This window comes from Priestia sp. LL-8 (genome assembly GCF_036227845.1).
Classification (GTDB): Bacteria; Bacillota; Bacilli; order Bacillales; family Bacillaceae_H; genus Priestia; species Priestia zanthoxyli.
Map to the genome: position 1 here is coordinate 3,098,289 of NZ_JAZAQH010000001.1, position 24,482 is coordinate 3,122,770.

General features: G+C 38.4%; 29 protein-coding genes. 14 read left to right on the plus strand and 15 right to left on the minus strand.

Features of this window, described 5'->3' with window-relative positions; genetic code table 11:
- Positions 1-272 precede the first annotated feature (272 nt).
- The 3 genes from U9R83_RS15780 to U9R83_RS15790 all read right to left on the minus strand — a co-directional run bounded on the left by U9R83_RS15780 (position 273) and on the right by U9R83_RS15790 (position 1,572).
- A complete protein-coding gene (locus U9R83_RS15780; protein ID WP_014459337.1) occupies positions 273-620 on the minus strand; it encodes a Rhodanese sulfurtransferase in 348 nt (115 codons plus the stop codon).
- 479 nt (positions 621-1,099) lie between these two features.
- On the minus strand, positions 1,100-1,252 hold the full coding sequence (locus U9R83_RS15785; RefSeq protein WP_181903736.1) for a hypothetical protein: 153 nt from the start codon (positions 1,250-1,252) through the stop codon (positions 1,100-1,102).
- 80 nt (positions 1,253-1,332) lie between these two features.
- Positions 1,333-1,572 carry a hypothetical protein gene (locus U9R83_RS15790; protein WP_226555280.1) on the minus strand — a complete coding sequence of 80 codons (240 nt, stop codon included), beginning with the start codon at positions 1,570-1,572 and terminating at the stop codon, positions 1,333-1,335.
- Between the two features lie 175 nt (positions 1,573-1,747).
- Between U9R83_RS15790 and U9R83_RS15795 the strand changes: the two genes are divergently transcribed.
- From U9R83_RS15795 to U9R83_RS15820, 6 genes are all read left to right on the plus strand, one after another.
- Positions 1,748-2,176, plus strand: a complete 429-nt coding sequence (locus U9R83_RS15795) for a PAS domain-containing protein (RefSeq protein ID WP_226555275.1) — start codon at positions 1,748-1,750, stop codon at positions 2,174-2,176.
- A gap of 300 nt (positions 2,177-2,476) precedes the next feature.
- Positions 2,477-2,836 carry an ArsR/SmtB family transcription factor gene (locus U9R83_RS15800; RefSeq protein ID WP_013057833.1) on the plus strand — a complete coding sequence of 120 codons (360 nt, stop codon included), beginning with the start codon at positions 2,477-2,479 and terminating at the stop codon, positions 2,834-2,836.
- A 31-nt stretch (positions 2,837-2,867) separates the two neighbouring features.
- On the plus strand, positions 2,868-5,426 hold the full coding sequence (locus tag U9R83_RS15805) for a heavy metal translocating P-type ATPase (protein ID WP_226555272.1): 2,559 nt from the start codon (positions 2,868-2,870) through the stop codon (positions 5,424-5,426).
- 58 nt (positions 5,427-5,484) lie between these two features.
- Positions 5,485-6,105, plus strand: a complete 621-nt coding sequence (locus tag U9R83_RS15810) for a class I SAM-dependent methyltransferase (protein ID WP_115654322.1) — start codon at positions 5,485-5,487, stop codon at positions 6,103-6,105.
- 84 nt (positions 6,106-6,189) lie between these two features.
- Positions 6,190-6,696, plus strand: a complete 507-nt coding sequence (locus tag U9R83_RS15815) for a PCYCGC motif-containing (lipo)protein (RefSeq protein WP_115654323.1) — start codon at positions 6,190-6,192, stop codon at positions 6,694-6,696.
- A 216-nt stretch (positions 6,697-6,912) separates the two neighbouring features.
- Positions 6,913-7,230, plus strand: a complete 318-nt coding sequence (locus U9R83_RS15820; protein WP_014459329.1) for a DUF3243 domain-containing protein — start codon at positions 6,913-6,915, stop codon at positions 7,228-7,230.
- 323 nt (positions 7,231-7,553) lie between these two features.
- Here the strand turns inward: U9R83_RS15820 and U9R83_RS15830 are convergent, their stop codons facing one another.
- The 3 genes from U9R83_RS15830 to U9R83_RS15840 form a co-directional block, all read right to left on the minus strand.
- A complete protein-coding gene (locus U9R83_RS15830; RefSeq protein ID WP_013057840.1) occupies positions 7,554-8,177 on the minus strand; it encodes a LysE family translocator in 624 nt (207 codons plus the stop codon).
- 259 nt (positions 8,178-8,436) lie between these two features.
- Positions 8,437-10,080 (minus strand): APC family permease, encoded by a 1,644-nt coding sequence (locus U9R83_RS15835; RefSeq protein ID WP_221784216.1) that lies wholly within the window; start codon positions 10,078-10,080, stop codon positions 8,437-8,439.
- Positions 10,081-10,462: 382 nt separating this feature from the next.
- Positions 10,463-11,020: a thioredoxin family protein gene (locus tag U9R83_RS15840; RefSeq protein WP_226555269.1), complete on the minus strand. Its 558-nt coding sequence runs from the start codon at positions 11,018-11,020 to the stop codon at positions 10,463-10,465.
- Between the two features lie 218 nt (positions 11,021-11,238).
- Here U9R83_RS15840 and U9R83_RS15845 point away from each other — a divergent pair, with 218 nt between their 5' ends.
- From U9R83_RS15845 to U9R83_RS15855, 3 genes are all read left to right on the plus strand, one after another.
- Positions 11,239-11,877 carry a hypothetical protein gene (locus U9R83_RS15845; RefSeq protein WP_221781269.1) on the plus strand — a complete coding sequence of 213 codons (639 nt, stop codon included), beginning with the start codon at positions 11,239-11,241 and terminating at the stop codon, positions 11,875-11,877.
- Between the two features lie 795 nt (positions 11,878-12,672).
- Positions 12,673-13,806, plus strand: a complete 1,134-nt coding sequence (locus tag U9R83_RS15850) for a processed acidic surface protein (protein WP_115654327.1) — start codon at positions 12,673-12,675, stop codon at positions 13,804-13,806.
- Between the two features lies 1 nt (position 13,807).
- Positions 13,808-14,533 carry a class D sortase gene (locus U9R83_RS15855; protein ID WP_014459322.1) on the plus strand — a complete coding sequence of 242 codons (726 nt, stop codon included), beginning with the start codon at positions 13,808-13,810 and terminating at the stop codon, positions 14,531-14,533.
- A 29-nt stretch (positions 14,534-14,562) separates the two neighbouring features.
- Here the strand turns inward: U9R83_RS15855 and U9R83_RS15860 are convergent, their stop codons facing one another.
- Entirely contained in the window at positions 14,563-15,354 is a 792-nt protein-coding gene (locus U9R83_RS15860; RefSeq protein ID WP_115654328.1) for a sulfite exporter TauE/SafE family protein, read from the minus strand.
- Positions 15,355-15,665: 311 nt separating this feature from the next.
- Here U9R83_RS15860 and U9R83_RS15865 point away from each other — a divergent pair, with 311 nt between their 5' ends.
- Positions 15,666-16,235 (plus strand): GNAT family N-acetyltransferase, encoded by a 570-nt coding sequence (locus U9R83_RS15865; RefSeq protein WP_013083913.1) that lies wholly within the window; start codon positions 15,666-15,668, stop codon positions 16,233-16,235.
- Positions 16,236-16,362: 127 nt separating this feature from the next.
- Here U9R83_RS15865 and U9R83_RS15870 read toward each other — a convergent pair whose 3' ends face one another.
- Positions 16,363-16,500, minus strand: coding sequence for a hypothetical protein (locus U9R83_RS15870; protein WP_014459320.1), 138 nt, complete (start codon positions 16,498-16,500; stop codon positions 16,363-16,365).
- 124 nt (positions 16,501-16,624) lie between these two features.
- Positions 16,625-17,449 carry a 5'-nucleotidase, lipoprotein e(P4) family gene (locus tag U9R83_RS15875; RefSeq protein ID WP_226701363.1) on the minus strand — a complete coding sequence of 275 codons (825 nt, stop codon included), beginning with the start codon at positions 17,447-17,449 and terminating at the stop codon, positions 16,625-16,627.
- A 416-nt stretch (positions 17,450-17,865) separates the two neighbouring features.
- Here U9R83_RS15875 and U9R83_RS15880 point away from each other — a divergent pair, with 416 nt between their 5' ends.
- Positions 17,866-18,498: a YitT family protein gene (locus U9R83_RS15880; protein ID WP_014459318.1), complete on the plus strand. Its 633-nt coding sequence runs from the start codon at positions 17,866-17,868 to the stop codon at positions 18,496-18,498.
- 37 nt (positions 18,499-18,535) lie between these two features.
- Here U9R83_RS15880 and U9R83_RS15885 read toward each other — a convergent pair whose 3' ends face one another.
- The gene (locus U9R83_RS15885; protein ID WP_209366996.1) at positions 18,536-19,534 is read right to left on the minus strand and encodes an NADP-dependent oxidoreductase; all 999 of its coding nucleotides are present in this window, start codon (positions 19,532-19,534) and stop codon (positions 18,536-18,538) included.
- A 128-nt stretch (positions 19,535-19,662) separates the two neighbouring features.
- Here U9R83_RS15885 and U9R83_RS15890 point away from each other — a divergent pair, with 128 nt between their 5' ends.
- Positions 19,663-19,890: a hypothetical protein gene (locus U9R83_RS15890; protein ID WP_013057853.1), complete on the plus strand. Its 228-nt coding sequence runs from the start codon at positions 19,663-19,665 to the stop codon at positions 19,888-19,890.
- An 88-nt stretch (positions 19,891-19,978) separates the two neighbouring features.
- On the opposite strand, the gene U9R83_RS15895 is transcribed toward U9R83_RS15890, so the two are convergent.
- The gene (locus U9R83_RS15895; RefSeq protein WP_028414441.1) at positions 19,979-20,413 is read right to left on the minus strand and encodes a hypothetical protein; all 435 of its coding nucleotides are present in this window, start codon (positions 20,411-20,413) and stop codon (positions 19,979-19,981) included.
- A 251-nt stretch (positions 20,414-20,664) separates the two neighbouring features.
- Here U9R83_RS15895 and U9R83_RS15900 point away from each other — a divergent pair, with 251 nt between their 5' ends.
- The gene (locus tag U9R83_RS15900; protein WP_042992046.1) at positions 20,665-21,123 is read left to right on the plus strand and encodes a GyrI-like domain-containing protein; all 459 of its coding nucleotides are present in this window, start codon (positions 20,665-20,667) and stop codon (positions 21,121-21,123) included.
- Between the two features lie 28 nt (positions 21,124-21,151).
- Here U9R83_RS15900 and U9R83_RS15905 read toward each other — a convergent pair whose 3' ends face one another.
- Positions 21,152-21,625 (minus strand): hypothetical protein, encoded by a 474-nt coding sequence (locus tag U9R83_RS15905; RefSeq protein ID WP_226701364.1) that lies wholly within the window; start codon positions 21,623-21,625, stop codon positions 21,152-21,154.
- A gap of 98 nt (positions 21,626-21,723) precedes the next feature.
- A complete protein-coding gene (locus U9R83_RS15910; RefSeq protein WP_014459313.1) occupies positions 21,724-21,849 on the minus strand; it encodes a hypothetical protein in 126 nt (41 codons plus the stop codon).
- A gap of 302 nt (positions 21,850-22,151) precedes the next feature.
- Between U9R83_RS15910 and U9R83_RS15915 the strand changes: the two genes are divergently transcribed.
- A complete protein-coding gene (locus U9R83_RS15915; protein WP_042992045.1) occupies positions 22,152-23,036 on the plus strand; it encodes a YitT family protein in 885 nt (294 codons plus the stop codon).
- Positions 23,037-23,073: 37 nt separating this feature from the next.
- On the opposite strand, the gene U9R83_RS15920 is transcribed toward U9R83_RS15915, so the two are convergent.
- On the minus strand, positions 23,074-23,832 hold the full coding sequence (locus U9R83_RS15920) for a cytochrome c oxidase assembly protein (protein WP_014459311.1): 759 nt from the start codon (positions 23,830-23,832) through the stop codon (positions 23,074-23,076).
- Entirely contained in the window at positions 23,825-24,307 is a 483-nt protein-coding gene (locus U9R83_RS15925; RefSeq protein WP_014459310.1) for a DUF2243 domain-containing protein, read from the minus strand. The genes U9R83_RS15920 and U9R83_RS15925 overlap by 8 nt, the downstream gene beginning before the upstream one ends.
- Positions 24,308-24,482: the final 175 nt, after the last annotated feature.

The window sequence follows — 24,482 nt, forward strand, 5'->3', positions numbered from 1 at the left end:
GTAATTGCCTAAATTATAACTTCCTATTAAACCGCTGTCTATGCACTAGGAGAACTACGTTTTTTTTTACCACAAAAGGGATTTTTCAAACCTTTTGTCATAAAAATACGCTAAAAGACTCAGTAGCTGTTGAACCAAAAGAAACCGATCCCTGCTTCCCTTCTTATCTTCATAACAAAAAAAGATACCCGTTTTAACACAGGTATCTTTTAGCTTATATATTACAGCTTTCTAAATGAAGGCTATTTAAGGATTATTTGCCATTCTTTTTATTATACACAACGTTCCGCACACATGTATCCTTTGACCTGATACCCATGTTTTTTGAGCTGCCGAATGCTTAAATTTCGGGAAATGCTGTCAGGAACAATTACCACCACTTCTTTATATGGAATTTCTTCATGTTGTCTTTTTAAATAAGGAAGCGGAATATGAATTGCTTTTTGACAGGGGTTTTGCTTCATTTCATGAAAATGACGAACATCTACATACGAAACCGTTGTAGAAGCACAGTCCACGGTTGTCACTTTCTTTATCCCTTGCACCGGCACATAGCGTTTATAAAAACTGTAACAAATTAATAAAAGTAAAATACCTATGCTCATATATAATATCGCCATGTTTTCCTCCCAATTAATTTCTATACCCCTGTATGTATACTATATTCAAAAGAAAGAATCAACACAGAAGTACTCTATCTCATTTCTCTCTAAAAGAAAAATGGTCTTTTTACACTTTATTATGAAACCACAATAAAGTGACGAAATCAATCATTATTTATTTTGACTTTTCGAAAGATTTAAATACTAGTAAACAGATCGTTTTTTCTTATTATAATGAAGAAACGCAGAATTTTTATTTTCATTTCCCCTTTTCTTTCCCGTTAAAACTGAGGTTCGCTTATGAATAATATAGTAGAACCAATGTTGCACAAACGTTAGAAAAATGATCCTAAAAATGAAGGATGGGAGATAGAATAGTATGAACACGTGAAGCAAGAGACTATATTGTGATTGGCTCAGAAAAATACGGGTTAACTTAAAAATGTGATATACACAAAAAAGGAAAGCTTCGGAAACGAAAGCTTTCCTTTTTTAGATTAATCTCCATCAAGGTTTGCCCGACAATTATTATGAGACAAAGAGGTACTTTGTGCTTCATGCCGTTTTTTCTCACCCTGCATTGTCATATCATCTTTTTCCGTTCTCCCTTTAGCGATGTGTTTAGTTTTATTTCCTTGGTTTAATGTCATGTTCATTCCCCTTTCTGGTGGATATAGTGTATGAAAATAACTCACACGCCATAAGAGGAAATGATATGAAAAAGCCACTCTTAAATTGAGTGAGCTTTCTGCCTAAAACTGCTTTTCCTTTTATTGCTGAATCCGCATGAAAGGATATTCTCTATTTTAAACGTTCGTTTTTCGTTCCTTAGTAAGCACCAAGCTTTTACGCTCTGAGGATAAATTTTATACACAATAATAAATCGCTGTGTCAAATATCCTTTATCGTCCATATAAATAATTTCAACAGGTCGTTTTGAAGAGTAGCTTTCTTGAAGTAGCTGTTGCATAGAATTCGCTCCTTTAATTTTTAGTTTATCGAACGTATGTTCTTTTTTCAACTGTTTTAAACTGAATAATTCTCTAGCTTTTACAGTTTAAAACGGGGAAAATAATAAAAATCATACAAATATTAGGTAATTGTGATATGGTAAAAGAGATTACTTAAGTTGGGAGAGGTGCATGATGGAAAGTAACATACTTAAATGGATCCCCGTTCCTTACTTTCAATTAAATCAAGAAGGTGAAATCCTTCATTTTTCTAGTCAAGCACATTCTTATTTTTCTTCAGTCTCCAGTCTGTGGAGCATTATTCATAAAGACGACCGGAAACAGGCAATGTGGATGCTGTCACAGCACTCCTCATCTAACCCCATCATCAGGCATTTGCGTTTGAGAACGAGCGATGATACATTTGTAAATTTTAAATGCACGATTCATTGGAAAAATGGTGTAGGGCATTTAGTATGTACCGAAAAGAAGAATGTCAAGGATCCGTTAGATGTTGTATTATCTGCTCAATCCTATTTAGAAAACTCAGACAAACGATTAAAAGAATCGGACAAGGTGTTAAATAATGCAGCAGATTTATTATTTAATCGATTAAAACGCTAATTAAGTGAACAAAGTCTAAGCTATATTCCTTTATTTCTATCATTTTTAAAGTCATTAAAAGGCTACCTACAAGGGTGGCTTTTTATTTTTGGTCTGCACGTAAACTCATTCTCTTTTCGCCCGCACCATTTAGTCCAGCGTACATACACTAATAGGCATACTTTCCATATTTATTCGTACTATATTTATGTTTTGCTTAGAAAAAAATTCCGAATAATCAATAAATGTTTGAACATTTTTTAAAATTGACATATATTATAAACAAACAATCATTTGAATGTTTGAATGAAGGAGGAAATCATGCCAAAAGACCGCTGTGATATTTATTGTTTTAATGAAGAAAAAGTGAATCGTATTAAGCCTGCTATCGATGCCGAAGCTGTTCAAGGTGTTTCTGCCCTGTTCAAAGCGTTAGGAGATGAAACGAGGCTTAAAATCGTCTTGGCTCTGTATAAAGGCGAGGAATTATGTGTATGTGACGTAGCCAATATTGTAGGCTCTACAGTTGCGACTGCTTCTCATCACTTAAGGCTGCTCCGAAATATAGGAATTGCCAATTATCGCAAAGAAGGAAAGTTAGCTTTTTATTCTTTAAGGGATGCACATATTAAACAAGTAATTGATATCATGTTTGCTAAAAAAGAAGACGTAACCATTTAAGTTTTTCTTACCGTATAGGGAGTGGGACACAATGAAACACGAAGATAAAAAACATCATCACCATACCGGAAGCTGCTGCAGCGGATCTTCTTCACCAGAAATTGAAAGCAAGGCCTGCTGCTCCTCTTCTTCAGAAGCCGCATCTGCTGAAGAGCCTTCTTCCTGCGGCACAAAGAGTCATGAACACAGTCACAGCTGCTGTTCAGATACAATTGCGTTAACGACCGACAAAGGCCAGCATTCTTGCTGCAGTGATCACGATATAGCAACAGGCAGTGACATAGAAGAAACAGCTGAATACCGCGTATATGGAATGGATTGCCCTTCCTGCGCCGCGACGATTGAAAAAAGTTTAAAAACATTAAACGATATTCAACACGTAACCCTCAACTATAATACAGGGAAGCTCCAGGTAGCGGCGGCAAGTGAGTCAGCTCTGTCACTCATTCCAACCTCAGTAGAAAAACTAGGGTTTAACATTGAGCCTATCCAATCAAATAAGAAAATGAAAACGTATCTGATTGAAGGAATGGACTGTGCGGCTTGTGCGAACACGATTGTGAATCATTTAAAAACAATTCCTGCTGTCAAAGATGTACACGTTAACTTTTCAACGGGAAAAGCACAAATTGAGCACGATAACGAAGCGGATGACATTATTAAAGAAGTATCTAAAGCTGGGTATACCGCTACTCTAGTAACCAGCAGCAGGCAGTCTGCTGAGTCGCGGCACCATAAAGGCCAAAATGGACCGATTGTTTTTTCGGGTATTCTCATCGCATTAGGTTTTATCGGTTCTCATACAGGAATTGCTTCTTATATGACAACTGTACTGTACGCCATTGCCATGATTGTTAGCGGGTATAAGCCGGCTAAAAGTGCTTATTACGGAATCAAAAGCCGTTCTTTAGACATGAATGTTTTAATGACCGTTGCGGCACTTGGGGCAGCTGTTATTGGTGAATGGCTTGAAGGTGCTACCGTCGTTTGGCTATTTGCTTTAGGTGTAGCTCTGCAAACAAGGTCGATTGAACAAACAAGAAACTCGATACGAGGTTTGATGGATTTAGCTCCTTCTGAAGCATGGGTAAAAGAAAACGGCCAGATGATTAAAAAAGCAGCGGAAAATATTTCAATCGGCACTACGATTGTCGTAAAGCCAGGAGACCGAATTCCGCTAGATGGTGAAATTATAAACGGCGAATCCAGTATCAACCAAGCTCCTATTACAGGTGAATCTATTCCAGTTGATAAAGCAATCGGTGATGCTGTTTATGCAGGCACCATTAACGAAAACGGATCTTTAGAAATTAAAGTAACAAAGCTAGTCGAAGATACGACGATTTCTAAAATTATTCATTTAGTGGAAGAAGCACAGGAGAAAAAAGCGCCTACTCAGGCATTTGTTGATAAGTTTGCAACCATTTACACACCTATTGTCTTTATTTTAGCTTTATTCATTATGATCATCCCTCCCCTGTTTGATGGTGCATGGAGCGAGTGGTTTTACAAGGGGCTTGAATTATTAGTTGTGGCTTGTCCATGCGCGCTAGTCATTTCTACTCCCGTCGCCATTGTATCTGCGATTGGAAATGCGGCGAAAAATGGCGTGCTCATCAAAGGCGGAACGTTTTTAGAAAAAGCTGGTGCAATCAATGCGATTGCTTTTGATAAAACAGGAACGCTGACAGAAGGCAAACCAGCCGTTTCAGAAGTTGTTTCCCTTGCTGCTGAAGAAAGCCAGCTTTTAGCGATAACCAAAACGCTTGAAGATTATTCGAATCACCCTATTGCTCGCGCTATCGTGGATTATGCAGCGGAGAAGAAAGTGGGTTCTTTACAAGGATCAAATTTTAAAATCCTTACAGGAAAAGGCGTGCAAGCAACAATTCAAGAAACGGTTTATTACGCAGGTAATGCAAAATTATTCTCAGATTTAGAAACACCTCTATCCCACTGCTGGTCTCATATTGAAAAGCTTCAAAACGAAGGTAAAACGATTATTATTGTCGGAACAGCTAAAAGTGTTCTAGGCATCATTAGCGTAGCTGATACTATCAGACATACAACCGTATCTGCTTTAGAAAGCCTCAAACAAAACGGAATGCAGCAAATTGTGATGTTAACCGGTGATAACGAAGGAACAGCTAAAATGATTGCTTCTCAGTCTCGGGTAGACCGTTATTTCGCTGATTTGCTGCCTGAAGACAAAGTAAAGGCCATACAGCAGCTTCAACATGAAGGGTATCAAACGGCTATGGTTGGAGATGGAATTAATGACGCCCCTGCCCTTGCTACTGCTGATCTTGGCATTGCAATGGGCGGTGCTGGTACTGATACAGCCATGGAAACAGCTGATATTGTCTTGATGGCAGACAATTTAGAAAAGCTTCCTCATACAATGAAGCTAAGTCGCAAAGCGTTAGCTGTTATCAAACAAAACATTTGGTTTTCTATTATTGTTAAAGTCATTGCCTTAGCCTTTATCTTCCCAGGGTGGCTTACTCTGTGGATTGCCGTCTTAAGCGATACAGGAGCAGCGCTACTTGTTATTTTAAACAGCCTTCGCTTACTCAAAATGAAAAAATAAATGGAATCCATAAGCTTTCCAGCATGCGTTGGAAAGCTTATTTTCTAGGAGGGTTTACGTGAATAACCGCTGGAACCAATTTATTTATAAGTGCTGGGCCCCTTTTTATGATGTTTTTTTTAATAACGGGATGTTTTATCGAGCTAGAAAAAAAGTCTTTCAAGATGTCCCCTTTTCGTCTGAGCAGCGCATTTTATTTGTAGGTGTTGGAACGGGTGCCGATTTAGCTTTTATTCCTCATGAAGTAAATGTAACAGCCATTGACTATTCCAGTGAAATGCTTCAAAAAGCAAAAGATAAATACAAAAACCCGTCTATAACTTTCCACCAAATGGACGCTCAGCAGCTAACATTCGACTCTTTTTCGTTTGATGTTGTTGTAGCAAGCTTGATTCTTAGCGTAGTACCTGATGCTGAGCAAGCTTTAAAAGAAATGACAAGAGTAGTAAAGCCTAAGGGAACAATCCTGATTTTTGATAAATTCGAAACCAAAAAGAAATCCGCGGCTTTTCCTAAAAAAATATTCCGCCTCTTCGTACAATTACTAGGAACAGATATTGGCCTCTCTTTTGAACATATGCTTGAAGCAAGCCGAGATCAGCTTATCTTGAAGGAAAATTCAAGCGTGATGTTGAAAGGTATGTATCGGAAAATTATTTTGCAAAAAGTTGATGAATGACTTCAAAGACTAGTTATGTCACTTTAACATGATGGATGTACATATCATTGTCTAGCTTTAATTGAAGAAAGGATGAACATTTTGATGATGAAATCAAAGGTCATAACAGTTGTCCTTGCAGCAGGCATGGTGTCCGGCTGCGGAAACGAAAGTAAAGAAAGTTCAGCTAGCAAACATACAGAAACAACACAGCATGAAGAACATCAGGCGCACACATTAGGGGATAAACGAGAAGAAACAAAAAATAGTGAAACTCTCCCTTCCTTTCTGAGTGACAAGCCCGAAGATATGCAGCTTATTTATGCAGCCGCTGCTAAGCATCAAACCTTACTAGAAAACATTCCTTGCTACTGCGGATGTGGAGAAGAAGCTAATCATCAAAACAACTACGACTGTTTTATCTTTGAAAACAAAGAAAACGGCGCAGTGACGTGGGATGATCACGGAACAAAATGCGGTGTCTGCTTAGAAATAGCGGCTCAAGCTGTAGTAGACTACAGCAAAGGCAAAAGCATCGAAGACATTCGTCAAGAAATTGATCATAAATATAAGGAAGGCTATGCCAAGCCTACTCCTACGCCCGAGGTATGATGCTTCAGCATAAAAATTAGTAAAAGACTTTGGTCTCTTCATCCAAAGTCTTTTTGTCATTTTATTATTTGTTGGTAAAATCTCGTTTGACCTCCCCTTTTAAGTCCTTGTAAAACGCCATAATGTAAAAATAACACATTTGGACGTTTATTTACTGAATGCTCGGGGAATATGCTTTCTAACACCCAAATATAACCATGAGAGGAGAAAAAAACTATGAGTAATTCTGTAGAAACAAATCATTCAGCAAAAGTTGAAGGAGCCATTAATTCTATGAGCGAGGAGAAAAAAGAGGATATTCTCTCTAGCTTCGAAGGATTTAAAAGTTATCTAGGGGACAAGGTCTCAAAAGGTGAAAAGTTAGGGATGAATGAGGAACAGCTGGCTAAAACAGCTCAGAAAGTAGCTGATTATCTCGCTAAGCATGAAGAGCCGCGCAACCGAGAGGAAAACCTGCTTCACGAACTGTGGAAGGTTGGAAACGAAGAGCAACAGCATCACCTTGCCCATATGCTTGTAAGATTAGTTCAATAATAAAAAAGATGACACGCTGCCGTGTCATCTTTTTTATTTATTGATATTAAACAGCGGGAATGATAATTTGCTGCCCAATTTGCAGTTTTGTAGGATCTACACTGGGGTTTGCATCCTACAGCTGCTGAACGGTCATGCTGTATTTTTTCGCGATGCTATAAAACGTATCTCCAGCTAGAAGCAACTACATACATGAAACTTACTTTTACCATAAACATAAAAAATCCGAACGAATTGGATTTATCGTTCGGATCTCCTTTTAACTAACCTACGTCCACGCCTTTTAATAGAGATAAAAAGCAGGTTCGCCATCTTATCTTTTGCTATTTCTCACTAAAAGCAATTTTTAAGCCAATAAGCGTAAAGATAGAGCCTTGCACGAGATTAAGCCGCTTAGACAGCGCCGGAGATTTTCGCAAAAACTCCCCTACTTTTCCTGCAAATAGACTAATTAACGTAAAAATAATCAGCGCTTGAACTAAAAATACAGCTCCATAAACAAGCATTTGCTGTGTTGCGTGTCCGGTTGAATGATTAACAAACTGAGGTAAAAGAGCAAGAAAAAAAAGCGAAACTTTTGGATTCAGCAGATTCATAATCACTCCTTTTTTATATAGCACCTTGTACTCAACCGCTTCTTTGTTTTCAACAGCGAGAGCCGAATCTTTGGCTGTAAACGTCTTATAAGCCAGATATAATAAATAAGCTGCTCCAGCGTATTTTACAATAGCAAACGCTAAAGCCGATTGATAGATAACAGCCGATAGACCTAATGTTGCTGCAGCTATATGACCAAGCAAGCCCGTACAAAGCCCTAATGAAGTGGAGATTCCTGCATATCTACCATTTGATATGCTTTGTGCTAAAACAAATAAGTTATCAGGACCAGGCATAACCGTAAGCAACGCGGCTACGCCTAAAAAAGAAGTGATTGATACGATATCCATAAGTCGTTCTCCCCCTGCATGATTTTGCCCACCATTATAGCATTTTTTACTATCTAGTATTCAAAAAAATAAAATTTATCCACAAAAGAAGAGGTTGGGACATAACTAAATCAATCTAATCTAAAGATAAACAAATTGGATACATGAAATCTATATTCAGCATAACAACAAAAAAACACGAACTACCAATCAAAAAATAATTAATAGTTCGCATTTGACTTCAACTGAAATACTTTTGTCCCAGCCTCATTTTTACTACTTATTTAATTTGTTTTTCTATGATTTGTTCTTTAGCAGAGGCAGTCTGTGCTTCCGCTGCTTTCATTTCATTATTAACATCGATTGCTTCTTTTAAATACTCTGTTTTGTACCCGCTTTTAAGTGCCCAAGCATAAAAGAAAAGTGCAACAATTGCAATAAGACCCATATCCCAGCCGTATTTAATAATATTGAGTCCCCCGAACTTTTCACTTCCTATCCAGGAGATTGTCATCATACATAATAAGTAGACAATCATCCAAACGCCAGCTCGGAAGTTTTGACCAAAGCCTTTCCATTTTGATTTTGCTTGGTAATAAAAATAAATGGGCAAACCAATTAAAATAATAAATAATACCTGTCCAGTTAACGGCCATCTTGCCCAGTAAAGAGTAAGTGAAGCAAAGATGAAGCCAAGAGGCGCTATTACGTTTAGCCCTTTTATACGTAAAGGTCTATAAAGCTCGGTCCCCGTTTTTCTTAACGTCATAGCCGTGATGGGACCGGTAAGATATGAAATTAACGTAGCTACAGAAATAATTTCGGCTAAGATTCCCCAGCCTCTAAATAAAAATAAAAAGATGAATGAGACAAATAGATTAAAAAACATGGCTTGACGAGGAACGCCGTAAAGCGGATGAACTCGTCCTAGTATATTCGGCAAGTATTTATTTTTTTCCATACCATAGATCATGCGTGACGTGGTAGCTGTATACGTAATACCTGTTCCTGATGGCGATACAAAAGCATCGGCATATAAAACAATAACAAGCCAGTTAATATTTAACGCAATCGCTAGATCGGCAAACGGCGAATTAAAGTTAAGATGACTCCATCCTTTTACGATTTCTGAAGGATTTACCGCTCCAATAAACGCAATTTGAAGCAATACATAGATTACGGTCGCAATTAAAATAGAGCCTACTACTGCAATCGGAATAGAGCGACCCGGATTTTTCGCTTCTCCGGCCATGTTAATAGGGCTTTGAAAACCGTTAAAAGCAAACACAATCCCAGACGTAGCAACTGCTGTCAAAACGCTTGCCCATCCATTTGGAGCAACGCCTCCTGCAGAGGAAAAGTTTCCGCCGTGAAATCCTGCGAATAGAAGAGCACCAATTGTAAGCCCTGGAATCACAATTTTAAAAACGGTAATAAGTGAATTAGCTTTCGAAAATAAGCCTACGGTCCAATAATTTAAAAGAAAATAAATAATTAATAGTCCTGTAGCAATAGCCAAGCCTTTTCCAGTAAGAATCCCGTTTTCTACTAAACTGCCTGTCCATTTCGCCCACTCCCACGGCCATGAACTCATATACTGAACAGAGGCAACCGCTTCAACAGGAATAACTGATACGATGGCAATCCAGTTTGCCCAAGCCGCAATAAAGCCAAGAAATGAGCCGTGTGAGTATTGCGTATACTTAACCATACCTCCTGCTTCTGGAAACATCGATCCTAGTTCACTGTAAGAAAGAGCTATAAATAAAATAACAACCATTCCAATAATCCAAGAAGCAATTGCTGCGGGACCTGCAATTTGAGCAGCTCTCCATGCCCCAAACAGCCATCCTGATCCAATAATAGATCCAAGGCCGACCATCATGAGAGAAAACGTTCCCATTTTTCTATGTAAGTTATTCATGTATCTAACACCTTTCTTCTATATATTCTGAGAAGTGAGTTATTAAGCGCTTTCATTGAATAAAAAATAAAATTCATTGCGAACTCTAAAAATCCTGTTTAAAAATAATGACCAGAAGCTTTTACATTCATTCATGCGTCCCCCTTCTTCATTTATTATTTGCTATTATATCATCATCAAGTTAAAAAAGTACGCGTTTTGAATAAAAAATATTTTTATTTTTAGAATTTTGTGCGTTTTACCAATTAAAAGTGCGCGTTTTGAACACTAATATTCATAAAAGCAGCCTTTCCATTAAAGTGATCTACAAACGATCTTGTTGCAATAACTAGAAAAAAAAGCAGGGTAAAATGAAGCGCTCATTTTACCCTGCTTTTTTAAATTATTTTACAACAGCTAACACTGTTTCTTTAAAGCTGTTATAAACATACGACCAAAGAGCCGGTTCTTCTTTATATCTTGTTCGTAACGCAGAAAAGACTTCTTTTTGCTTTTCTTCAAACGAAGGATCTTCTTTTGAAGGAAGCTCGGCGCGAAGCTCATCCACGATTTGCTGAACTTCAGGAGCACGAGGACCCCATTTTCCCAGTAAATCTCCTTCATTGTTGAAAATTAAAATAATCGGAATAGCACGGCCGCCGTTTGTTAAGTGACGGTCAATTAATTCGGTGTCCGCATCTCTCAGTGCAACGCGCACATCGATACCAGCAGCTTCAGCTACTTTACGAATGATTGGGTTAATCATCATCGCATCTCCGCACCAATCTTCCGTAATCGCTAAAAAGTGAAGCTGATGAGCCTTTAGGGTGTCAGCCAGTCCATCTTTAGGAAGCTGAAATTGTTCATAAACAGCTAAACTTTCCTCTTTTAATGTACTCATGTCGTTCATATATGTTTGAATTGATTTTCCTTCTTCAAAATACTGCTGTTCTGTTTTCATCAAAATCCCTCTTTCTTTTTTGTATACGAATAGATGAGATATACAATCTCGTTTTTCTCTTTTCTACACGCATTACCAGTATAGCTTTTAAACAAAAGGAATCAAAATATAAAAGTCTGCGTGTTCATTTGTTGAGACATTACGTCAAAATTATGCCTGTTTACTTCTGTAGTAGAAAGGTAATATTAACTATAAGTAAAAAAGGAGGAATAAACCATATGAACAAAAAAATGTTAACACTATCCCTCTCATTAGCTGGAGCTTTAGCCGCAGGATCTTTGACAGGTTGCTCTAATCAAGATAATTCATCTCAAAATACATCTCAAAATGAAAGCACCTCCTCTGAAAACAAATCAAATTTACAGCAGTATTCTAAAGATCCTGACAGTAAGCAAGATGAAGACTTTGATTTAGTAGGAACTTTAGACAAAGAAACCAACGATGAGTTAACGCTTGTCATTGATGATAAAAAAGTGAAGATACTTAAGAGGAATTCGTTTAAGAAAGAAAAAGATACACCTAAAAACATCGATGGAAAACAGGTGAAAGTAGAAATTAATGCTAAAGATCAAAATGCTGAAAGCTTAGAACTAACGGCTCTAGCAAAAGCTGATTCAAACGGTATCTATGAAAAAGAATCTGACGGAGATTACAGCGTTATTGGACAATTAACGAATGAAACAGATAATAACCTCACCATAAAAGTATCTAGCGGAGAAAAGACCTATAAAAAAGCGAAAGACTTTGAGCTAGATAATGATAATATGTCTGGAGATAATAAAAATAAAGTCGTACGATTAGAAGTAAAAAAGAGTAACGAAGTTGAAAGCCTTGAGGTAGATCCAGAAGATCAATAAAACAAAATAAAAACTGGCCTTGATGCTAATAAGTAAAAGCTGCGGAAACTCTTAATGAATAAGGGTTTCTTTTTTATGTAACCACTTCGCTTTAATTACAATTTGATATATGACAGGGGCCACAAACCCTGAATTTAAAACCAGCACATTGAGATGTTATAAAAACGGAGAATCGGGTACAAGTACACTATCAATGTAACAAATTTTAAATCTTTGTGAATATTTGAGAATGTTTATTGTGTAACCGTCATCTTTTGATTATGATAATGATATGTTAGCTACTTGACTAAATATGGAGGATGAGGCAAATATGAATCAATCCCCGCATGAAAAGCGAAAAAAACGCAAACAGTTTGTAGAACGTTTAAGGCTAAAAGGAATCAAAATAGAGCTGACAAAACCGCGCTCTCACTTTTCTTCACTATCCTTACTAAAATCATAACTCGTAACCACCTTTTTCTAAAGCGGAACGGTATCGAATTTCAACTATCTATGCTAAGGCTTACATATCATTTCAAAAAGAACAGCTTCTAAGTGCTGTTCTTTTTTGATGTTTCTTTATATTTCTGCTCTGTCAAAAAAAATATAAACCTTTTTCTTTATTTTCCCCTTTTTTCTACCTAGGGCTTTCCGCTCCCTTTCATGTGGTATTCTCAAAATATATAGTTCTATAAATACCTTAAATTACCACTATATTCAAGGTATATATAATATAAGTATATATTGTAAATTTATAACTCTTACTATATAATCTTGTAGAAAACGTAAAAAAAAGGAGAAAAAAGGAGAAAATTGATGAAAAAACTGGGGGCAATACTATTATCATTTCTGCTGTTTGTTGGCGTATTTCCAACGTCTTCATTCGCAGCCGCGTCAACATTTGACGCAGACTTCAACAAATATTTAAAATCGGTAAGCCAAACGCGAGGTTTTGAAGTAACCAAAGACGACGTTGAATATTCACTTTCACTGTATGACGATAGTCTTGAAAACTACGATACAATCGCAGATTTAGAAGATTTTTTAGGTGAACCGATTGCAGCTGACTTACATAACCTGCAAGATGTGTATGCAGATTTTGACTTAGACAAAACAAGCTTAAATGCGTTATTAAAAGAGAACGGTCAAAGCTTAGACGACTATGTGTACCTAGATGATTTATACGATGACGTCGGTTTTTATCTAGAAGGTGATGACTGGTATGAAGATGATGAGTCATATGACGAAGAAGACACTTCTTACGATGATGAATTAAGCGAAGAAGATTTAAGCGGCTTACTATCATTTATGCAGTCTGAATTAGGCTTAACTTCAGAAGAGTTAAACCGAATCGAAGCACATTTTACATCGTTAGAAGATGAGCTTTCAAATGAAGCAACGCTTAACCGCTTAGATCAATTAGGCGAGCGCTTAGCGGCATTCGAAGATTTTGATACAGCAACAGAATTATCTGCTGATCAAATCGCTGAATTAATGTCTATTTATAAAGAAATGCTATCAATCTTCCATTTGGACGCTAAATTTTCACTTGTACAAGGTGGAAATGAAAAACCGCTATCTCTTACTGATTTAATCAACTTAGAAGAATTAAAAAATGCAAGTCTAAAAATTTCTCTGTATACGACAGACGGTAAATTTTTAGCAGACATGGTGATCACAGGCGATATGTTCAATTCTGATATCATCACAGACACAGGAAAAGAAGTAGAAAAATCTGCTGAAGCTGTATCAAAACCAGCTCAAGCGCAAAAACCAGCAGTAGAAAAGAAACAAGAACCTGTGAAGAAACAAACGAATGGCGCTGTACAAAAAACGGTCAAAGGTGCAAAACTTCCGGAAACGGCTTCTAATTATGTAACCAATACATTAATTGGATTAGTGCTTGTAGCAGCTGGCTTTGTTCTTTTCCGTAAAGTGAGACGCGCATAAAATGGAACCAAGAAAAACAAGAAGAACAATCAATCGTAAAAAGCGGTTGATTGTTCTTTCCCTTTTAGCCGCCGTCATTTGCTTTGGTCTTTGGTTTACGACCACAAACGCCTATAAATTTGCAAGAGGCTATTTGGCATTTAAAACAATGGATACAGAAGAACCAGCCTCAGCTTCAGTTTCTAAAAGCAAGGACTCATCAACAGCAGACTCTTCTGCTGAAGCTTCTTCTGTTGAACCCAAAAAAGCGGTACACTCTCGCACTGCTAGCTCAGAAAAAAAGCCGAAAGTGTCAAATGTGTCTTATCCGAAACAGCCAAAAATCGGTGATTTAATGGGAGAACTATATATTCCTAAATTAAACGCTAAGCTGCCAATTTATCACGGCACGAACGAAGATGAATTAGAAAAAGGCGTCGGTCATTTTGCAGGAAGCGTACTGCCTGGTCAAAACGATAATTCTGTCCTATCTGGACATCGTGATACGGTTTTTCGTAAGCTTGGCGACGTGGGTGAAGGCGATTCGCTTGTGGTGAACACAGCAGCAGGCACCTTCACGTATAAAGTGAACAAAGTACGAATCGTTGATGCGGATGACCGGACCGTTATTGTGCCGAAGCCTAGAGCCACTTTAACCGTCAGCACCTGTTATCCATTTAACTACGTTGGTTCAGCACCTGAACGTTATATTTTAGTCGCTCACCTTGTGTCATCAACACCAAAATAAAAAAGCTGTCCTTAAAAAGGCAGCTTTTTTTAGTGAATAGATTTCATTAGTAAATCAAACCATATTTTCAACGAAGTCGCCGTAATAACGACCGCTAAGATAATTTGCAGCGACGCTACCTTCGTCTTTTGCCCAACAAAAGCGCCGATTGGAGCTGCTAGTAGGCTTGCTCCAATAATCATAAGCGCCGGAAGCAAAAGAACTTGATGCGTCATCACTTTACCGAATGTTGTTCCCATAGACGAAATAAACGTTACGGCTAATGAGCTTGCAATCGTTACGCGCACGGGAATTTTTAACACAGTAATCATAATAGGCACGAGTAAAAATGCGCCTCCTGCTCCGACAATCCCCCCGCAAATTCCAACTAAAAACGCCAGAGCTGCTGCCAATGGTTTTGAAAACGTCACTTCGAATGAATCAGCCGCTGGATTATTTTTTTTGGGCATAAACATTAATCCTGCAGCAATTGTTGCCATCACGCCGTAAATGAAATTAATCATTCCTTCTGAAAACGAGTTTGATAGCGTCGAACCAATGAGACTGCCAACTAAGACGCTGATACCCATATATAAAATTAACGGTTTATTCAAATAGCCGCCCTTTTTGTAAGCAAGAGCTCCTGAAACAGACGCAAACAGCGACTGTACGGCTCCTATACCAGCTACTTCGTGCGCGCTGAACATTCCCACTCCTACAAGAGGCGGAACAAATAGCAACAGCGGGTACAAAACAACTGACCCTCCAATTCCAAGCATACCTGCTAAAAATGACCCGAAAAACCCGAGTGCAAATACCGTTATTAATAGTTGTACATCCATGTTTTTACCACCTGCTTATCAATCCAATATCATGTTTGTTATAAAGTATGTATAAATTACAACGCCTTATCTCTTCTTCCATTGTATCACTGTATATGGTTCTTTTCTGTAAAAATATTGATAAAAGTGCTTTCAATTATTAATTTTTTTAATCATTAAAATCCTATCGACTTTATGCGTTATTTACTTTTAGCCTAAACTTCCTCGTTCTCCCTTCTATTACTTGTGGTAGAATAAAGAAAAACTAGATGTTAGAACTGCCTACACGCTACGCTTATCTCAGCAGGCCCATCATCACAGGAGGCTTTCGTATGTTTGAATACAAAATTGATGACGAAGTTAGTTTGCATTTGATTGAATCAACTGACGCTTTCCCCTTGCTTTCTCTTATTAACGAGTCAAGACCTTACCTAAAAGAATGGCTCCCATGGGTAGATAGCATGCAAAGTATTGCTGACTATGATGAACTCATCCCTGAATGGAGAGCTCAATACTATAATAACCAAGGGTTCCAGGCCATCATTCGGTACTACGGAGAAATCGCCGGGATGATTGGTTTTCACGGAATTAATTGGGGAAACAAAAGTACAAGTCTGGGCTATTGGATTGGACATGATTTTCAAGGAAAAGGTATTATGACAAGAGCCGTACACGGATGCCTGAACTATGCATTTAATACGTTAAACCTTCATCGAGTCGAAATACGCTGCGGCGTTAATAACGAAAAAAGTAAAGCCATCCCTACGCGTCTAGGTTTTACAGAAGAAGGCATTTGCAGAGAAGGTGAATACCTATATGATCACTACCACGACCTTGTGATTTACGGCATGTTAAAACACGAGTGGAAGCAAGCTCCTTATGCTCCTTGGCTTCTTTCTTAAAAAGTAGAATCATTTGTACAAGCTATCGTTTGAACTGACTATATTGGAAAAATTAAAAAGAGGTTGAACACATAACGAAATGAATCCAGCCTAAAGACGAACAATTGAGATACATGAACTGAACCGCTTATGACACCGCAGTTGATTTCCGTGCAAGACTTCGCTTTCCGCGGGCGGCCGCTGAGCCTCCTCGTCGCTTGCGCTTCTGCGGGGTCTCACCTGTTCCGCTTTTCCCGCAGGAGTCTTCGCCTTGCCCTTCAATCAACTGCTGGAAGAAACGAAACAGATAAAACTATATTCACCATAACAAAAAACGAACCCCTGATCACATATTGATCAATGGTTCGTTTTTTACTTAGGTTAAAATCCCTTTTTCCCAGCCTCTTTTTTTAATTAAAATACTGAAGCTGTTCGCGGCGAAGTTTATCTTTTTGTTTGTCTGAAATCGAGTAGTCGTAGTTATAAATAGCTCCTTCCCAATCTCCATACATTGGATTTGGAAACACGATTAGCTTTTGGCCAAACGCTTCTTTTTGCTCTTCTACAAGCTTATTTCGATCAGTAATGGACTTTTTATCAAAGCCGCTAAAATCAGATAAGTTATCACCAAACAGCAGGACTACATTATGATTCGTCGCTACTTTTTGACGGCGCGTTTCTTTTCCTTCATCTTTTGGACCCGTTAATAGCACATGGTCTTTGGTTGCTTGAGGAATATGTAAATTCTTTAGGTTTTTAATTGTTGCCTCAAGCTGAGAAGTTGTACGGCCCGAAATATAGTAAATATCTACGCCTTTTTGATCCGCATACGTTAAGAAATCAGCAGCACCTGGTACTGCTTTCGCTTTTGCTGCTTGCACCCACTCATCCCACTTATAAGGGAATCCTTTGCCGGTTTTGATGGCTGAAGCTTGAAATGGGCTATTATCAAGCACGGTCTCATCTAAATCTAAAATAATGGCAGGCTTTTTATCGGTACTTTTTGCAAGCGCCTCATCTAAACGAAGCTTTCCTGTATTATAGCCTTGGTAATACAAAGCTTTCATTTCGCCGGATGTTTGGTACCAAGCGTCCGCCATGATTTGCTGATCGGCTAGGTTTTGAGCGGGTTCTTTTTTCTCAGCAGACACTTCTTTTTCCTGCTGAGGGGCACATGCTGTTAGTGAAAAAGCAAGTACAGCCACCCCTGTCAACGTTGATAATTTCTTATTCATTTTGCATCCACTTCCATCTCTACATATTTTCACATCAATAATGTTATATATTACCTCAATTAAACAAAAAATCAATACAAAGACGAATTATATTTTATTTTTTATTGCAATCGTTCGTTTTAACTAATTTTTTCTCCCTTTTTTTAACCATTATCCAAATATTTGTTTATACATTTTCCAAAATCTTGTTTTCTCATTCTTTCTTTTTGATCTTTTTTTAGAAGCATATTGGTTTATCACTTATTTGCTTTGAAAGAAGTTGATAAATCTGAATTATCTAACTTTTTATCTTGTGTTAGATTCTCTCACAAAAGTGCTTTTTTTTAAAAAGATATATAGTAAAATAGATTTTGTGAATTAAAAGACGGTGTTTTCTATCGAAAGTATTGTATAAATATACAAAAGGGGATGGAGATATGAATCACGTAAAACAATGGGGATGGATTACCTTTGGCTGTTTGTGCGTTGCCATCGGAATTCAATTTTTAACCGCTTCTAACCTCGTTATTGGCGGAACAGCAGGACTTGGAATCGTCCTGCAGCATTTAACAGGTATTTCATTTGGGGTATTGTTCTTTATCATCAATCTACCGTTTTATTTTATGGCTCTTACGCAAATTGGACTGCAGTTTACAATAAAAAGCTTCATCAGCGTTAGCCTGATGTCAGTGATGTCCGATTTATTAGCTGCCAACTTTTCGTTTGCACTTCCGCATCCGCTTGTAGCCGCGGTTGTGGGCGGCGTTATCGTCGGCATTGGACTGATTTTTTTGTTTCGCCACGGCTCTTCTCTTGGCGGAATCAACATGCTATGCGTGTTTCTTGATAAACGATTTGGCATTAATCCAGGTAAAACAATGCTTTTAACAGATGTACTGATTGTCGGCTCTGCAACGGTGGTATTTGGCGTGGTGCAAGTGCTTTATTCGTTAATTGGGATCTTCATCATGACAGGACTTCTTGGCCGCTATCATAAACGCTCGCCAATCGAACGCACTGGTGAACATATTGAAGAAGAAGCGAAACAACAAACGGCTTCAACCATGTAAAAAAACCTTGCGGGAATGATCCCGCAAGGTTTTTTGCTTATTCTGCTACTTTTACAAGCTGTTTTCCTAAGTTTGCTCCTTCAAATAAACCAAGGAACGCTTCAGGTACATTTTCAAAACCTTCTACAACGTTTTCGCTGTACTTGATTTTTCCTTGCTGCACCCATTCGCCTAACTGCTTAATGCCTTCAGGGAATTTGTCTGCATAGTCGGCTACGATAAAGCCCTTCATTAACGCACTGTTAATTAATAAAGGTGTTTGAACACGTGGCCCAACGTCTTGTTTTTCTAAGTTATACAGTGAAATTTGGCCGCAAAGTGGAATGCGCGCAAATTTATTTAATAAGCTAACAACTGCATCTGAAATCTCTCCGCCGACGTTTTCAAAGTAAACGTCAACGCCATTAGGACACGCTTCTTCTAACGCTTCTTTCACATTTCCTTTTTTATAATTAATCACTTCATCAAATCCTAGCTCATCTTTTAAATAAGCAATTTTATCTTCAGAACCTGCGATGCCGACGACACGTGCGCCTTTAATTTTAGCAATTTGACCAACAACAGATCCAACAGCACCTGCTGCACCGGAAACGACTACTGTTTCGCCTTCTTTTGGCTGACCGATTTCAAGCAGTCCAAAGTAAGCTGTAAGACCAGGCATACCAAGAACGCCGATAGCCGTTGTAATTGGCGCTAGCTCTGGATCAACTTTCTGTAAGTTTTTTGCTTCTGCCGCTGAATAGCGTTTCCAAGGAAGCATACCTGTCACGATATCGCCTTCTTTAAAGCGATCTGATTTTGATTCCGTTACGCGTGCTACAATGCCGCCTGCAAGCGGTGCGTTTAGCTCAAATGGAGGAACATATGATTTTGTATCGTTCATGCGTCCTCTCATATACGGATCAACAGAAAGGTACAGTGTTTGAACAAGTACCTCGCCCTCTTTCGGTGTAGGCATTTCAATTTTTTCGTATTTAAACGTATCTTTTGTTGGCATTCCCTTTGGACGTTCTGCTAATAAAATTTGTTCATTCATCGATATCGCTCCTTTTTATTTCTCTGTTTTTTGTAAAATGTGCTAAACTTACTTTTGTTATTTTAAATTATATATTGTGCACAACGCAAAAAATATGATTGTGCAATAACACCGAAGGAGAAAAAGACATGGAGCTAATTCGCTGTAAAGAAAACGTTGTTAAAAAACTAAACGAGTTTGTTGAAGTAACTCCCCCCGTTATTTTGTTTAAAAAAGGCAATATGTATCCGATTAAAATGGATATCAACTACAATTGGATTGCCACGGACGAACAAGGTCATGAGCATATTGTCGCTTCAAACACAAAGAATGTGCAAGACGACTACTGGTTTAGCTACCATTTTGACTTATATTAAGGAGTTTCCCGGATTTACTCTTCGTAAACGTTATATAAATAAAGTGTTGCATCAGTAAAAAAACAGCGCCAGAATTCTGGCGCTGTTTTTATGTAGTAATCGCAATTGCACGGGTAGTCGTTTGAACGGTCACCCCAGTTGAAGACCGGACAAAAAATTCCATTCTGACTGAGTACGTGTATGTACCAATTGATGCTACTGTATCTACCCATGTAAAAGAAAGAGCATTTTGCTGAGTAAATGATAGTGTTAGAACGGCTGCAGCTCCTTGCTGTAAATTCTGTGAAAACAAAAGCTGAGAATTTCTATATACTCTAAGTGTTACCCCGTATTGATAGCTAGTTAATCCAAGAGGAATGTTTGCTTCAATTGTAGCAAACCCATCTATTTTCATCTTCTGATTGTTTTTTTTCGTCTCAGCATTTACTGTTAAAATGCTCGTTTCAGAACCGTAAGTCAACGACTGCACGCTTTGAGATTGCGATGAAAATATATTCAGCTGGCTTTGAATTACGTCTCCCATTACTTTCCCTCCTCTTAGTTATATGAAATATACGGTAATAAAGTATATACTTACCTTTTGTTTTGCATGACTAAGAGTTCAAAGACCTCCGTCAACCAGCTTGCTAAAACTATTTCTTAATTCACAAAAGCTGGCTACTGTAATGTTCCATTTTCTGCATCGATATCTACTTAAGATTATGTTACAATCACGGTAAAGTAATTTATGATTGATAGAATAAAAGCTAGAGCTTGAAAAATTCGAGGTGGATTATGCAAGGTAAAGTTGTATATAAAGAAGGATTTTCAGTGATAGGCATAGCAAAAAACGGAGAGTATCAAAAAGAGAATCTTTTGAAACAAATATTTAAAGAAAAAGAAATGGTTACCTCTTCAAAAGAACCTCATATGGTTACAGGCATTTGCATGGCTCCGAAAAAAGAAAATTATTTTTATATTGCAGGGACAGAAGTGACTGATACGGCTTGTATTCCAAACGGTATGAGCGTTCATACGTTTCCTTCGTTTACATACCTGCAGTTTAAACACAGAGGTCCCATTACATCGCTCGGGTCGACGTACAACAGCATCTGGAACAAATGGCTGCCGAATTCTCCTTACAGCATGATTGAAGGTCCTGCTCTTGAAATTGTAAATACAGCTATACACAGCAATTTATATAGTGATACATATGAAATGGATATTTATATTCCCATAAAGCTGGGACAATAAAAAAGGTGAACTTACGTTCACCTTTTTCCTATTTTTGCAGCTGTTTATATAAATGATAAAGAGTAAAAACGCATTCTGGATGACGCTCTTTATGGTTAAAAAAGCCATGGGGAAACATGAGTGAAAGATTCCCTTTTTCAATTCCGGTCACATACTTGTTTTCCATAAGCGGATATTCTTTTACAACCCAGCGCGCTTCATCAATAGTAGACGTAACCACTTCACCAAAGTATACGCCCATGCACTCTTCGAATTCTTCTTTTGTCATCGAAAAATAGTCAAAACAATTGCCGTCTTCTAAATCATAGTAAAGCAGCTCTAAGATTTTTAAACTTTCGTCTGTAAAATCAACAACAAATTCATCTACCGCTTTGCTTATTTCATGAATGTGATTCATGCACTGTTCGCGCACTTGATGATAGTAATAACTAGCTTCAAACTGATGTTCACACGTGACTAACGATTCTCCGTATGATGCTGTTAGATCATGATGCTTGCTCATGCTGACACCTCCACGCTAAGCTTATGGAGCAAGTATAACATTAACCAAGCAGCTATTGAGCACCTTCCATTAACAACCTATCCGTGGCAATATTAGGTTCACTTTTTGCTCATTATTCTCCCGTACACAAAGCCTCCGCTAACAAGAAGAATACCGCCAATTAATACGCTGCTTAAAAAGATTTGCGAATGCATCAAGTGATTATACATCATCCACACGCTCATTTCGTCATCTCCTTTTGGCCTTTTTTAACTAGTATCCCCGATTTTCTTACCGCACATGCCGGCGTTTTCACTGTTTTTTCATTAAGTTTCTATATAGTAAAAGCCGTGAAGCCAACGATCTTTTTTCATCGTTTTACTCCTTAAAAAGCCTGCTTATGACTCTAAAGCAGGCTTTTTTTATAGAGTGAAACAAGTAATTAAGCCGTCTATCCCCACTAATTGTGCATAGTAAGGTATAATTAAAGATAGTTTCACTTTTCTAAAGTGAGAAATACATAGGAGACATCAAAGGAGACATGCAAATGACAGAACTCGAAAAAGCGAAAATTCAGCACCGAAAGCTGTCCAAGGGACAGGTATTTGGAAGGGCCATCGCCATCGCCATCGGTGCCCTGCTCATGGCCACAGGACTTGAAATTTTCCTTGTTCCAAACCACGTTGTCGACGGAGGAATTACCGGTATTTCCATCATGCTTTCGCATATTACCGGCGTAAATCTAGGAATCTTTCTTTTTGTACTAAATCTTCCGTTTGTATTTATTGGGTACAAGCAAATGGGGAAAACATTTGCCCTTTCCACTATTTTTGGCATACTGGTTGTATCCATCTTAACTTCTGCGTTCCATGAAGTCCCCGCGTTTACCGCAGACGTTCTCCTTGCTACCGTTTTTGGAGGAATTATTCTCGGAATTGGAATTGGACTCGTTATTCGCTACGGCGGAGCGCTTGACGGTACGGAGATACTTGCCATTTTAATTAGTAAAAAAATTCCGTTTTCCGTAGGGGAAATTGTGATGTTTTTCAACTTCTTCATTTTAGGAGCAGCAGGATTTGTGTTCACGTGGGACCGCGCCATGTATTCTATCCTTGCTTACATCATTGCAGCCAAAGCCATTGATACAGTTGTAGAAGGATTGGAAGAATCAAAATCAGCCTGGATTATCAGTGAGCATTCCGATGACATTGGCGATGCGATTAATGCGCGTCTAGGTCGAGGCGTTACCTATTTGCACGGTGAAGGTGCTTATACGGGTGATGATAAAAAAGTAATTTTCTGCATCATTACGCGTCTGGAAGAATCAAAGCTAAAAACCATTGTTGAAGATTTTGACCCTACTGCCTTTTTAGCCGTTGCAGATATTACCGAAGTCCGCGGCGGACGCTTTAAAAAACGAAACATTCACTAAAAAACGCGTAGAAAGCACCATGCTTTCTGCGCGTTTTTTATGTAAAAGAGACTTTTTGAACCCGCTTAAACCACTCATAACAAAGAAGCACAATTAAACATAAGTCGATTAAATCGCCTCCGTAATACATCAGCATAGCCCCTTGCTGCGCTCCTTCCGCCGAGACGTGCATAGGCGGGTGAGCGTACACATATTTTGATAAAATACCGTGAGCGGCAAGAGCAAGAACCAATACGGATGCTCGGTGCATAAAAGTTTTTTGATGCGGCGAAGGATCAATTGAAATCATTGACACGGTGAATAAATAGCCGGCTAAAAATACGTGAATATGTACAGCGACATGCACGAAAAAAGAATGATGCATCATTCCATACAGACTTGTTGTATAAAGAATCCAAAGTCCTCCTACGTTAAGAACAGAAGCTGTCACCGGACTGCTGATGAACCGAACAAACCGTCCTTTTAAAAGTTTTGACACTTTTCTGGCTGCATGAACCGGAAGCGTGCGAAGCAGCAGCGTAAGAGGTGCTCCTAACGCCATTAAAAGCGGAGCTAGCATACCTAAAAGCAAGTGCCCCGTCATATGCGCGGTAAAGTCCATATGAGCACGAGCTGCGAGCGGTCCTGCTACAGAAGATATGGCGCATAAAATACCAAGTGTCCAGCTACACCTCCTATATAATGACCATCTTCTATATGCTGCATTTGAAGTCGATACAGCCCACATGTATAAAAAAAAGGCAGCGACAAAAGGCAGAGCTAATAAAAGCTGAGATAGTACTCCATATTTAATCATGATGTGCACCTTGGTTACGTGTAAACCATGTTAAAATGATCCCAATAAGCAGCATCAAACATGCAAGTACATTCCACGTAATATCATAAGGTGCAATCTTCACTCCGTACCGGATTTGATGAAGTCCCATAAGCTTATGCTGCACGGTCCCGTCATAAAGCTGAAACGCCCCGGCTCCAAGCAATACTCCTCCTATCCACCTTTTCATCCACCAGCCGTGCCGGCGCCTGAGATCTGCCACCATAAAAAGTGATGCGATTGTAGCAAACCAGCTGAAGGCGTGAAACAAGCCGTCTGACACTAAACCAGCGGCCGTTGTGGATTTATCGTAAAAGTGATGCCAATGAAGCAGCTGATGAAACACTGCTTCATCAATAAAAGCAACTAACCCTATCCCAAACAAAAAGCCTGACCAGCTATTTCGACTGCGGTGAATTACGCGCTGGTTCATAGTTGCTTCGCTTTTCTTTTCCATATCTTTACCTCCCTGTCAACTCTTCAAGTTTATATCGATTCTAATGAACGTATACCCTATTGAAGAGAGATAAATCTATAATATGGAAAAACAGGAGTTATATCCTAATGTTCTTTTCACTATCTTTTCACTATAAAGATATATGATAGTATTTGCGAAGCCAATTAACATATTT

Bases quoted from the DNA above. Each gene is read 5' to 3' on its own strand.
- U9R83_RS15840 (WP_226555269.1), bottom strand. From the start codon at position 11,020: ATGAAAACAGAACAGCAGTATTTTGAAGAAGGAAAATCAATTCAAACA.
- U9R83_RS15800 (WP_013057833.1), top strand. From the start codon at position 2,477: ATGCCAAAAGACCGCTGTGATATTTATTGTTTTAATGAAGAAAAAGTG.
- U9R83_RS15780 (WP_014459337.1), bottom strand. From the start codon at position 620: ATGGCGATATTATATATGAGCATAGGTATTTTACTTTTATTAATTTGT.
- U9R83_RS15835 (WP_221784216.1), bottom strand. From the start codon at position 10,080: ATGAATAACTTACATAGAAAAATGGGAACGTTTTCTCTCATGATGGTC.
- U9R83_RS15815 (WP_115654323.1), top strand. From the start codon at position 6,190: ATGATGAAATCAAAGGTCATAACAGTTGTCCTTGCAGCAGGCATGGTG.
- U9R83_RS15905 (WP_226701364.1), bottom strand. From the start codon at position 21,625: ATGAGCAAGCATCATGATCTAACAGCATCATACGGAGAATCGTTAGTC.
- U9R83_RS15920 (WP_014459311.1), bottom strand. From the start codon at position 23,832: ATGATTAAATATGGAGTACTATCTCAGCTTTTATTAGCTCTGCCTTTT.
- U9R83_RS15925 (WP_014459310.1), bottom strand. From the start codon at position 24,307: ATGGAAAAGAAAAGCGAAGCAACTATGAACCAGCGCGTAATTCACCGC.
- U9R83_RS15830 (WP_013057840.1), bottom strand. From the start codon at position 8,177: ATGGATATCGTATCAATCACTTCTTTTTTAGGCGTAGCCGCGTTGCTT.
- U9R83_RS15860 (WP_115654328.1), bottom strand. From the start codon at position 15,354: ATGGATGTACAACTATTAATAACGGTATTTGCACTCGGGTTTTTCGGG.
- U9R83_RS15895 (WP_028414441.1), bottom strand. From the start codon at position 20,413: ATGGGAGACGTAATTCAAAGCCAGCTGAATATATTTTCATCGCAATCT.
- U9R83_RS15785 (WP_181903736.1), bottom strand. From the start codon at position 1,252: ATGACATTAAACCAAGGAAATAAAACTAAACACATCGCTAAAGGGAGA.
- U9R83_RS15855 (WP_014459322.1), top strand. From the start codon at position 13,808: ATGGAACCAAGAAAAACAAGAAGAACAATCAATCGTAAAAAGCGGTTG.
- U9R83_RS15875 (WP_226701363.1), bottom strand. From the start codon at position 17,449: ATGAATAAGAAATTATCAACGTTGACAGGGGTGGCTGTACTTGCTTTT.
- U9R83_RS15890 (WP_013057853.1), top strand. From the start codon at position 19,663: ATGGAGCTAATTCGCTGTAAAGAAAACGTTGTTAAAAAACTAAACGAG.
- U9R83_RS15795 (WP_226555275.1), top strand. From the start codon at position 1,748: ATGGAAAGTAACATACTTAAATGGATCCCCGTTCCTTACTTTCAATTA.
- U9R83_RS15915 (WP_042992045.1), top strand. From the start codon at position 22,152: ATGACAGAACTCGAAAAAGCGAAAATTCAGCACCGAAAGCTGTCCAAG.
- U9R83_RS15865 (WP_013083913.1), top strand. From the start codon at position 15,666: ATGTTTGAATACAAAATTGATGACGAAGTTAGTTTGCATTTGATTGAA.
- U9R83_RS15820 (WP_014459329.1), top strand. From the start codon at position 6,913: ATGAGTAATTCTGTAGAAACAAATCATTCAGCAAAAGTTGAAGGAGCC.
- U9R83_RS15880 (WP_014459318.1), top strand. From the start codon at position 17,866: ATGAATCACGTAAAACAATGGGGATGGATTACCTTTGGCTGTTTGTGC.
- U9R83_RS15845 (WP_221781269.1), top strand. From the start codon at position 11,239: ATGAACAAAAAAATGTTAACACTATCCCTCTCATTAGCTGGAGCTTTA.
- U9R83_RS15910 (WP_014459313.1), bottom strand. From the start codon at position 21,849: ATGAGCGTGTGGATGATGTATAATCACTTGATGCATTCGCAAATCTTT.
- U9R83_RS15900 (WP_042992046.1), top strand. From the start codon at position 20,665: ATGCAAGGTAAAGTTGTATATAAAGAAGGATTTTCAGTGATAGGCATA.
- U9R83_RS15790 (WP_226555280.1), bottom strand. From the start codon at position 1,572: ATGCAACAGCTACTTCAAGAAAGCTACTCTTCAAAACGACCTGTTGAA.
- U9R83_RS15885 (WP_209366996.1), bottom strand. From the start codon at position 19,534: ATGAATGAACAAATTTTATTAGCAGAACGTCCAAAGGGAATGCCAACA.
- U9R83_RS15805 (WP_226555272.1), top strand. From the start codon at position 2,868: ATGAAACACGAAGATAAAAAACATCATCACCATACCGGAAGCTGCTGC.
- U9R83_RS15850 (WP_115654327.1), top strand. From the start codon at position 12,673: ATGAAAAAACTGGGGGCAATACTATTATCATTTCTGCTGTTTGTTGGC.